General features: G+C 68.7%; 5 protein-coding genes and 2 pseudogenes. 5 read left to right on the forward strand and 2 right to left on the reverse strand.

The window, feature by feature from the left end; genetic code table 11:
• Nucleotides 1-673: 673 nt before the first annotated feature.
• From ACWGIG_RS34200 to ACWGIG_RS34220, 5 genes and pseudogenes are all read left to right on the forward strand, one after another.
• On the forward strand, nucleotides 674-1,483 hold the full coding sequence (locus ACWGIG_RS34200; protein ID WP_453325588.1) for a DUF5710 domain-containing protein: 810 nt from the start codon (nucleotides 674-676) through the stop codon (nucleotides 1,481-1,483).
• Between the two features lie 282 nt (nucleotides 1,484-1,765).
• Complete coding sequence (locus ACWGIG_RS34205; RefSeq protein WP_453325589.1) at nucleotides 1,766-2,098, forward strand: hypothetical protein; 333 nt, start codon at nucleotides 1,766-1,768, stop codon at nucleotides 2,096-2,098.
• A gap of 338 nt (nucleotides 2,099-2,436) precedes the next feature.
• Nucleotides 2,437-2,655 (forward strand): annotated as a pseudogene (locus ACWGIG_RS34210) (SpoIIE family protein phosphatase); the annotation flags it as partial.
• Between the two features lie 75 nt (nucleotides 2,656-2,730).
• The gene (locus ACWGIG_RS34215; protein ID WP_453325590.1) at nucleotides 2,731-4,182 is read left to right on the forward strand and encodes a threonine/serine ThrE exporter family protein; all 1,452 of its coding nucleotides are present in this window, start codon (nucleotides 2,731-2,733) and stop codon (nucleotides 4,180-4,182) included.
• A gap of 832 nt (nucleotides 4,183-5,014) precedes the next feature.
• Nucleotides 5,015-6,085: a helix-turn-helix transcriptional regulator gene (locus ACWGIG_RS34220; protein WP_453325591.1), complete on the forward strand. Its 1,071-nt coding sequence runs from the start codon at nucleotides 5,015-5,017 to the stop codon at nucleotides 6,083-6,085.
• Between the two features lie 80 nt (nucleotides 6,086-6,165).
• Here ACWGIG_RS34220 and ACWGIG_RS34225 read toward each other — a convergent pair.
• Nucleotides 6,166-7,353 (reverse strand): annotated as a pseudogene (locus ACWGIG_RS34225) (MFS transporter); the annotation flags it as partial.
• A 66-nt stretch (nucleotides 7,354-7,419) separates the two neighbouring features.
• On the reverse strand, nucleotides 7,420-8,103 hold the full coding sequence (locus ACWGIG_RS34230; RefSeq protein WP_453325592.1) for a hypothetical protein: 684 nt from the start codon (nucleotides 8,101-8,103) through the stop codon (nucleotides 7,420-7,422).
• Nucleotides 8,104-8,230 lie beyond the last annotated feature (127 nt).

Raw genomic sequence — 8,230 nt, forward strand, 5'->3', positions numbered from 1 at the left:
GAGCAGGTGCGGTGGACCCTGCTCCTCGGTCCGGCCGGACCAAGGGCATCAGTTGGGCCCGAGGAGAACGCTTGATCTTGTCGACTCCGGCTGACCGAATGATGCCCCGAACGTGATGGCTCGTACGGGGATTCCGGGGATGGGAACACGGTCCCCGTCTGATCCTTTGCCCCGACCAGGAAGGCACTTGACCAGCGAAGGCCGTGGGGAATGAGTCTGCTGCACCACGATGGCCGGGACGAGGCATTCGTCGTCACCTCCCACTTTCGGGGGAGGACTTCTACGGATGTTTGACCCGGCGCGCTGACGGCCCTGTCTGTCGTGGCGTCCGCCGCTGGATACGTGCCGGAGGGCACTCTCGTACTGATGGCCGCTGGCGCGCTCGCATTCCACGCCGTGGCCGACCTTGCCGCCAGCTGCGTCCGACGCACTCGCGGCTGAACCGCAACCCGCCCGCCGAGCCCGCTCAGGGTTGATCAACGGATGTGCGGACGGCGATCTGGCTGAAGGAGGGCACCTCCGGGTCGATCACATTTGCCCGGAGGGCCGCCTTGGCATCGGACTGGGAGAGCACGTCAGAATAGAACGATTGTGTCACTGTCTGACGTGTTGTCAGTGGATATCCCTAGAGTGAGGGCCGCCAACCGGCGCACCGGCAACAGGGAGCGATCGCATGGGCGTTGAGCGGATCTGGCTGGATGTTCCGTTCGCGGAAAAGGACGAGGCCAAGGCGGGCGGAGCCCGATGGGACGCGACCGCCCGGCGCTGGTTCGCGCCGCGTGCCGGGATGGCCGACCTGGAGCGCTGGAGCCCTGGGGCGGACATCCCTCAGCTCTTGCCGGGTGAGGACCGCTCGCTCGGCAACGGCTTGTTCGTGGACCTGGTGCCGAGCAGCTGCTGGTTCACCAACGTGCGGTCCTGCGTGGCCCAGAAGGACTGGGAGCGCCTCCGCCGCATGATCTATGGCCGCGCCGGTGACCGCTGCGAGGCGTGCGGCGCGGGCGCGGACCGGGAGGCAAAGCGCTGGCTGGAGGCGCACGAGCGGTGGACCTATGACGATGCCGCCCATGTGCAGACCCTGAAGCGGCTGATCTGCCTGTGCACCGATTGCCACACGGTCACGCACTTTGGCTTCGCTCAGATCCGCGGGCTCGCGCCCCAGGCCCGCGCCCACCTGATGAGAGTCTCCAAGATGACCAGCGCCCAGGCGGATCTCCACATCGCTTCGGCCTTCGACGTCTGGCAGGCGCGGTCTCGCATCACGTGGACGCTGGACCTGAGCATGCTCACCGACGTGGGGATCACCTTGGCCCCGCCGCCGGACGCAGCAGCCCGCGCCGATGTGGCTCGCAGGACCCTTGCAGATGAGACCGGTGCCAGTACATCCAGCGGGTTGCCACGGCAGTCGGGCGCCGCGGCCCGGACGGAGGCGCGCAGGGGCCATGAGCGTCTTCCCGCAGGTTCGGCTGCCGGACCACACTGAAAAGCTGGGTGAAACGCACCCGGGCTGCTACGCCTCTGACCTGGGGATCTTCCGTGAATTGGTGCTATGGGAGGGGTGTCTCAGGGAGCACGTTTCACCAGTAGCCGTCCAATGCCTCCTCGGTCAGATTGATTCAAGAAGGCCACCTGGAGAAGATCGAGCGCGCCTACACCGCCGTGCGTCGGCAGAACGTCGCCAAGCACCTCCTCAAGCGGCTCAACTCCGGGGGCGGCACCCGGGGGGGCCACCCGGTCGACCAGTCCCGCGTCGATACGCGCACGCATGGTTCAACTGCGTCTGGCTGTTGATGCGTGTGCCCGTTTCAAGGTCGGCAACATCTATGGCGAAGTGTCCGTAACGACCGAAAAACTCGCCGCGCCGGGCCTCGGGGAGGAGGCTGTGCGCTACCGCACGCTGTCACGGATCGATAGCGGAGGCTTCAACTATTCGCTGGTGACAGCGGTACGGATTGGAGGCGTCATCGTAACGATGGAGATCAGCGACTTCACCGGCCCGGCTTCATCCGACAAGGTCGCCACCTTCAAGCCGGCCCCAAGCGCCGACGAGAGCGTCCTCGCAGCCTTCGTGCAGAATGTCGCCGAAACTCAGAAGTAGCAGGAGCGACGGTCTTTCGTGTGCTTCCTCCCTACCCGAGTCACTCGAACAGAGCTGGCACTTGAGGTCGGTCCGGCCGTTCGCCGGTTGCCCAGGTGCTCCTCGCGCGAGCGCGAGCCGTGTCGGGCACATCGTCTTCACCTGCGGACACCGCTGGCGGCTCCCGCACCCGCGCCGACGCCGTGGCCCAGGTTCTGGCACTGAAACGTCTGGCCAGGTGCCAGGTGGCCGCCGTCGGCCCGGCGAACGCAACCCACGCAGGTCAGGTCACCTACCGCCACTTCTGGACACTTCGGGGAAGCCCGGCGAACTACTGAGTCCATCCCGGTGGGTCTCCCCCTCTCGGTGCCGCCTGCGCACCGTACGAACCCGCCACCGTCGTCACCCTGCCGACCGGATCGGTACTTCTGCTGTACACCGACGGACTAGTGGAACGCCGGGACGATGTCATCGATCGCGCGCCGGTCGAGCCGGCCTCCCGCGAAGTGGACCCCATGGCCCCGCCCGACCGCATGCTCGACACCGTCCTGCCCCGCCCGGCCGCCTTCCGAGGATGACGTCGCCCTGATGGCGGCGAGGATCCGCCTGACCGAGGCTTAACTCCAGGCGACAGCGTGAAACGACGGGAACACATGGCCAACGATGGAACGCCCGAAGACAGCCGCAAGGACAAGAACGACGAGGACAAGAACGACAAGGACAGCGACGCCAAGGACAGGGAGCGGAAGAAGCGACGCCGCTCCCAGGGCGGAGAAGTCCTGGACCGCCTGAAGCACACGGCCTTCGACGGAGCGGTGGACGTCAGCTCGCAGACGCTGTCCGAGCGCGATGCGCGCAGGGTCATGGACTTCGCCCTCCAACTGGGGCAGCAGCTGTTCCTCTCCGGGTTCGACACCCAGACCATCGAATCGTCCGTGATCGCCGTCTCGACGACGCTGGGGCTCAACCACCTGGATGTCGACGTGACCGCCCGCACCATTCACCTCCAGTACGCGCCCCCGCGGGCCTCCCCGACCACGATGATGTGCGTCACGCGAACATCCACGGACCCTCGCGACCTGCGGCGCATGGCGTCGCTGCACCGGTTGGTCAAGCACGTCATCGGCGGCGACCTCACTGTGCGGCAGGCTCTGGACGCACTGCGGCGCATCGAGGCCACGCCGCCGCCCTGGCCGTGGTGGGCGTGCTCGGCGGGCGGCGGGGTCCTGGCCGCCTCGGTGACGTTGCAGGTGGGTGGCTCGGTGTGGGCTGCCCTGACCGCTGTGGCCGTGTTCATGATGTGCGACCGGGCGGGCAGACTGCTGCTCCGACGGGCCATGCCGTACTTCTTCGTGATCGCCGCCCAGGCCGCACTGGTCGTGGCGCTCGGCATCGCGCTCCTCGGCACCGGCCTCATCGATCCGTACAGCACGGCCGTCATGTCGGCGAACCTCGTGGTGCTGCTGCCGATCGTGCCGCTGATCGCGCTGCCGCAGGACGGCATCACCGGCTACTCCCTGATGGCCGCGACACGATCCGTGAACGTGACCGTGGCGCTGGCCGGCATGGCCACAGGCGTGGTCGTCGTCTCCCTACTGGCCGACGAGGCCGTGGAGGACATGTACGCGCCGTTCATCGACCACGCCACCCTTCCCGTCTGGGGCGGCCTGGTCGTCTCGGCCGTCGGTGCACTCGGAAACTGCGTGTCCATGGGCGGCACCCGGCGTCTGCTGCCCATGGCCGTCGCCGCCGGACTTCTGGGCGGAGCGGTGAACATGGCCGTCTCCCACGTCGTGCCCGCCCCCGCCTTCACAGTGCTGTGCGCGGCCACCGCCCTGGGGGCGTGCGCGGCGGTGTGCAGCCCCGTCCTGCGTGTACCGCCGGCTGCCGTCGTCGTTCCGGGAGCCGCCGGTGCGCTCCTGCCCAGCCTTCAGGTGTACGACAGTCTCACCCAGCTCTCGGCGGGACGGGAGGGAGCCGGGAGCGCCGCCCTGCTCGCGCTGCTGTCCACCGCGGCCATCGGCGTCGGTGCCGTCGCCGGCAGTCTGCTCGGCAACGCCTTGATCCGTACGGCCAACCGTGTGCGGGGTGTGCCGCAGGTGTAGGGGCAACAGGTGCGGGGGCAAGCGGAGCCGACTCGTAGATGCGCCGGTGCTGGTCGAGGCCGGTCCGCCGGTTGCGGTCGGGGGAAGTCCGGGGGGCTTCCCAGTGCCCGCCGTCGACGGGCGGGGTGTGGATGCGCAACTGCCGGTACGCGGCGTAGTCGATGTCACGGCGCCGGGCGATGGCTTGCCGGTGTGCCGCGGCGTGCGGGAAGTCGCGGTAGCCGGGGCTGACGCGGGGGGAGAGGAACTCGGCCACACAGCCGGAGCCGTAGCTGTTGCCGACGGCTTCGTTGTAGGCGGTGGTCGGTGCGACGGCTTCGTCGATGTCGCTGGGGCGGGCGTCGACGCCCGTTATGTGCAGCAGGTCATGGTGGGCCTTGTGCGCCATCCGCGATAAGGGGTGGTGGCAACAGACCGTGTGCAGCCCTCAAGGGATGGCCCACCGCGTCGCTGGTGGTCGGCCCAGGCTCCGTCGAGGGCGTGGAGGTAGGCGTCGAAGGCCTTCCTTCCGTCGACCGGGGCGGTGGCGCGGTAGTGGGGCGGCGCCCTCCAGACTCACGGAGGAACTGACGCTGACCCTGGCTCACCGCAACGGGATCTCGGTCGAACGCACCAGGACCATCAAGCGCATGAGGGCGTTGCTCACCAGCATCCTGCGGGCGGAGTGGGTGTGGTGAGGGTCGGCCTCAGTGGGTTTCGTATCAGTCGGTCACCCAGTGCGGTCCGCGCAGGCTTCGCTCGGCCTTCGTGGGGCGCATCGCCCAGGAACGCCGGTGGCCCGGCGGACTCGACCCAGGTCCGGGTCCGGGCCTGGGCCTGGGAAGATGGGTCCATGCGCGCGGCCCGGCTTCTCTCCCTCGTCCTCCTGTTGCAGAACCGGGGCAGGCTGACGGCCGGTGAGCTCGCCGAGGAGCTGGCCGTTTCGGTCCGGACCGTCTACCGGGACATCGATTCGCTGAACAGCGCGGGCGTTCCCGTCTACGGGGATGCCGGGCACGGTGGCGGATACCAACTGCTCGGCGGCTACCGGACCCGGCTCACCGGACTGCATGCCGACGAGGCCGAGTCTCTGTTCCTGGCCGGACTGCCGGGCGCGGCGGACGACCTGGGGCTGGGCGAGGTGCTGGCGGCGGCACAGCTGAAACTGACCGCGGCGCTGCCCGCACCGCTGCGGGACCGGGCAGGCCGGGTCCGTGAGCGGTTCCACCTTGATGCTCTCGGCTGGTACCGGGAACAGGACTCGCCGCCCGCTCTCGTCGCGCTCGCCGATGCGGTCTGGAACCAGCGCCGGATCCGGGTGCGCTACCGCCGCTGGGCCGAGCCGCAGGAGGTCGAGCGTGAACTCGCCCCCTACGGCCTCATTCTCAAGGCGGGAGTCTGGTACCTCGTGGCAGCGGTGGACGGCGCGGTGCGGACGTACCGGGTGTCTTCGATCCTCCACCTGGAGGTCGGAGAGGTCGGTTTCGAGCGTCCGGAGGGGTTCGACCTTGCCGCTCACTGGCAGGAATACCTCACCGCCTACGACGCCCGCAGGCTGCGGCTTCAGGCCTCTGTGCGGATCGCTCCAGCACTGCTGTCCGCGCTGCCGGACCGCTTGGACGCGGCGCTGGTCCGCGCCGTCGAAGTCTCGGCAGGGCCGCCGGAGTCGGACGGCTGGGTGACGGCGACGGTACCGCTGGAATCGGTCGAGCTGGCGATTCCCGCACTGCTGTCACTGGGGCCGGACATCGAGGTGCTCGCCCCCGAGGAACTGCGCCGCGGGATCGCGGAGAAGGCGGCGGCCGTGCTCGACCGGTACCGGTCGGCGGGCACATCGGGCCGGGCGGAGGCCGGCGACCTCAGCAGCAGTCCGGCAGACAGAGTCGCCAGCAGCGCAAGGGCGGCGAGGGCCCCGAAGCCGTAGCGCGTGTCACTGTGGTCGGTGACCGTCGCGACCAGGAACATCACCCCGACCGTGGCTGCCAGCCCGCCACCGTTCGCCAGCCCGAAGACCCTGCCCACCGATGCGTCGTCGGCCGACGTCATCAGCATGGTCCGGGAGGCGATCCGAGCCTGCCCGAAGACGAAGGCGCCCAGCGGCACCCCGATCAGATAGCCGACGATCCCGAACTGACTCTGCAGCACCAGGCCGGCACTGCTGAGCAGAAAGCCCACGACGGCGATGTGAAGGTCCGGGCTGCGCCTGCTGACGATCCGGTACGCACCGGTTGCCGCCAGAAATCCGAGGCATCCCAGAGCGTCCACCAGGCCGAACGTTGCTGCCCCCAGGTGCAGTTCACCGATGACGGCGGTGGGCAGCAGCGCGTTGAAGACCGTGACGACCACGCTCCCCTGCGCATAGAGCAGGATGAATCGGCGCATCCGCAGCGGCCCGAGCGGAGCCGCCGTCTGCACCGGCCCGGCGGCGGTGGCCGTCGCCGCCCGATCAGGGCGGCGCCCCACCGCGGCGACACAGAGCGCCGAGACGACGAAGGTCCCGGCGTTGAAGACCAGCAACGGCACGACACCAAAAGCCTGGACGGACAGCCCACCGACCGTCGCCGACAGCAGCATGCCCGCTTGGGTCCCCATCTCGTAGCGGGAGTTGAACCGCCGCAGCCGGTCCGCCGGGACCCGTTCCTTGATCAGCGCGGAGCTTGCCGGGAAGAACAGCGCGCCCACCACCGCGAGCGCCAGGTTGGCACTGTAGATGCCGGGCCCCGGGGCGCCGCCGCAGACCAGCCACAACGGCAGTGCGAGGGCCAACGCCGTACTGGCGACATCGCAGCCGATCCACAGGGATCGCCGGTCGAAGCGGTCGGCCAGCCGCCCACAGAAGGGTGACAACAGCGCCTGCGGCCCGGCGACGGCGATGAAGAGCCAGCCGACGGCCATCGTGGTCTGCTGCTCTCTGATCATGAGCAGTGCGCCGACGATGAGCTGGACGTTGTTTCCGAGGGCGGTGGCGAAGGCAGCGGGCACGAGCAGCCGTTCGGCCCGGCGGGAGTGGTGACTGAGGATCATGGCACCACTGTCCGGAGTTTCACTGACATCCTCTGTCAGTGAAGTGATGGCGCGCGTCCGCGGCGAGCCGGTACCAGGGCGTGGCTTCGGCACCGCCCTCGCCCAGGATCTCGCGGCGGGTTTCGTAGAAGTGGCGGGCCAGGGCGACGACGGGGGCATGGGCATCATGCGAGGAAGAACGCCGCCCGCCGGAATCTGTGACAGGAAGGTGAGCTGCGCCCTGGCAGTCACCAGCTACTTCCCGGCGGCCTGCTCGTCCGCGGCCGTGACGGTGGCGGGCTTCCCGTCCTGGAGCTGCTGCAGACGCTTCAGCGTTGCCGACAGCATGGCTTGTGCTCCCGCAGGGTCGGCTTCGGTGACGCCATCAAGCGTGACCCGGATGTTGGCCCGGCCCGAGCGGCTGAACGCGTGGACGTAGTCCTCGCTGACACCGGGATTGAGGACGGTCGTGCCCTCGTCACCCACTGGCGGCTTCGTGGGCTTCTCCTTGCTCGGCTCGGTGCCCTTCCACTCCGAGTAGGCGTCGTGGGCGTTCTCGGCTGTGTCGAAGAGGCAGATGTGCACGGAGGCCATGTGGTTCGTGGACCCGTTGTATTCGTAGTCGGCGTCGCCTCCCCGGATCCACCCCTTCGGGGAGGTGTCGTCCTTGTTGGAGTTGCAGTAGGTGCCCTCCTTCACCACCGACTTGTCGTCGTGGAGGGTCCACCCGGGAAGCGCTTCGCCGTCGCCCAGGAGCGCCTTGGTGAGATCCGCCTGGGGGAGTTCCTTCGTGATCGGCTTCGCTGCGGGGGCGGCGACCGGCTTGTTCCCGTCCGATGCTCCGGAGACGGCACGGGACTGCTCACTGCCGGAGGAACAGGCGGCGAGCGAGGCCACCCCAACAAGGGTGGCGGCAAGAGCGATGCGTACACGTGACATGAGCGCAGCCTAGCCATCCATGATCACGAACCGGCAGCCTGATGCGGACAGGTGCACCTCTGGCACGGCCGCCGACGGTGCCTGAGCGAAGCGAGGGCACCGTAACTACTTAATGATCTGACATGAT

The organism is Streptomyces sp. NPDC054863 (assembly GCF_053610825.1).

Bases quoted from the DNA above. Each gene is read 5' to 3' on its own strand.
- ACWGIG_RS34200 (WP_453325588.1), top strand. From the start codon at position 674: ATGGGCGTTGAGCGGATCTGGCTGGATGTTCCGTTCGCGGAAAAGGAC.
- ACWGIG_RS34205 (WP_453325589.1), top strand. From the start codon at position 1,766: ATGGTTCAACTGCGTCTGGCTGTTGATGCGTGTGCCCGTTTCAAGGTC.
- ACWGIG_RS34215 (WP_453325590.1), top strand. From the start codon at position 2,731: ATGGCCAACGATGGAACGCCCGAAGACAGCCGCAAGGACAAGAACGAC.
- ACWGIG_RS34220 (WP_453325591.1), top strand. From the start codon at position 5,015: ATGCGCGCGGCCCGGCTTCTCTCCCTCGTCCTCCTGTTGCAGAACCGG.
- ACWGIG_RS34230 (WP_453325592.1), bottom strand. From the start codon at position 8,103: ATGTCACGTGTACGCATCGCTCTTGCCGCCACCCTTGTTGGGGTGGCC.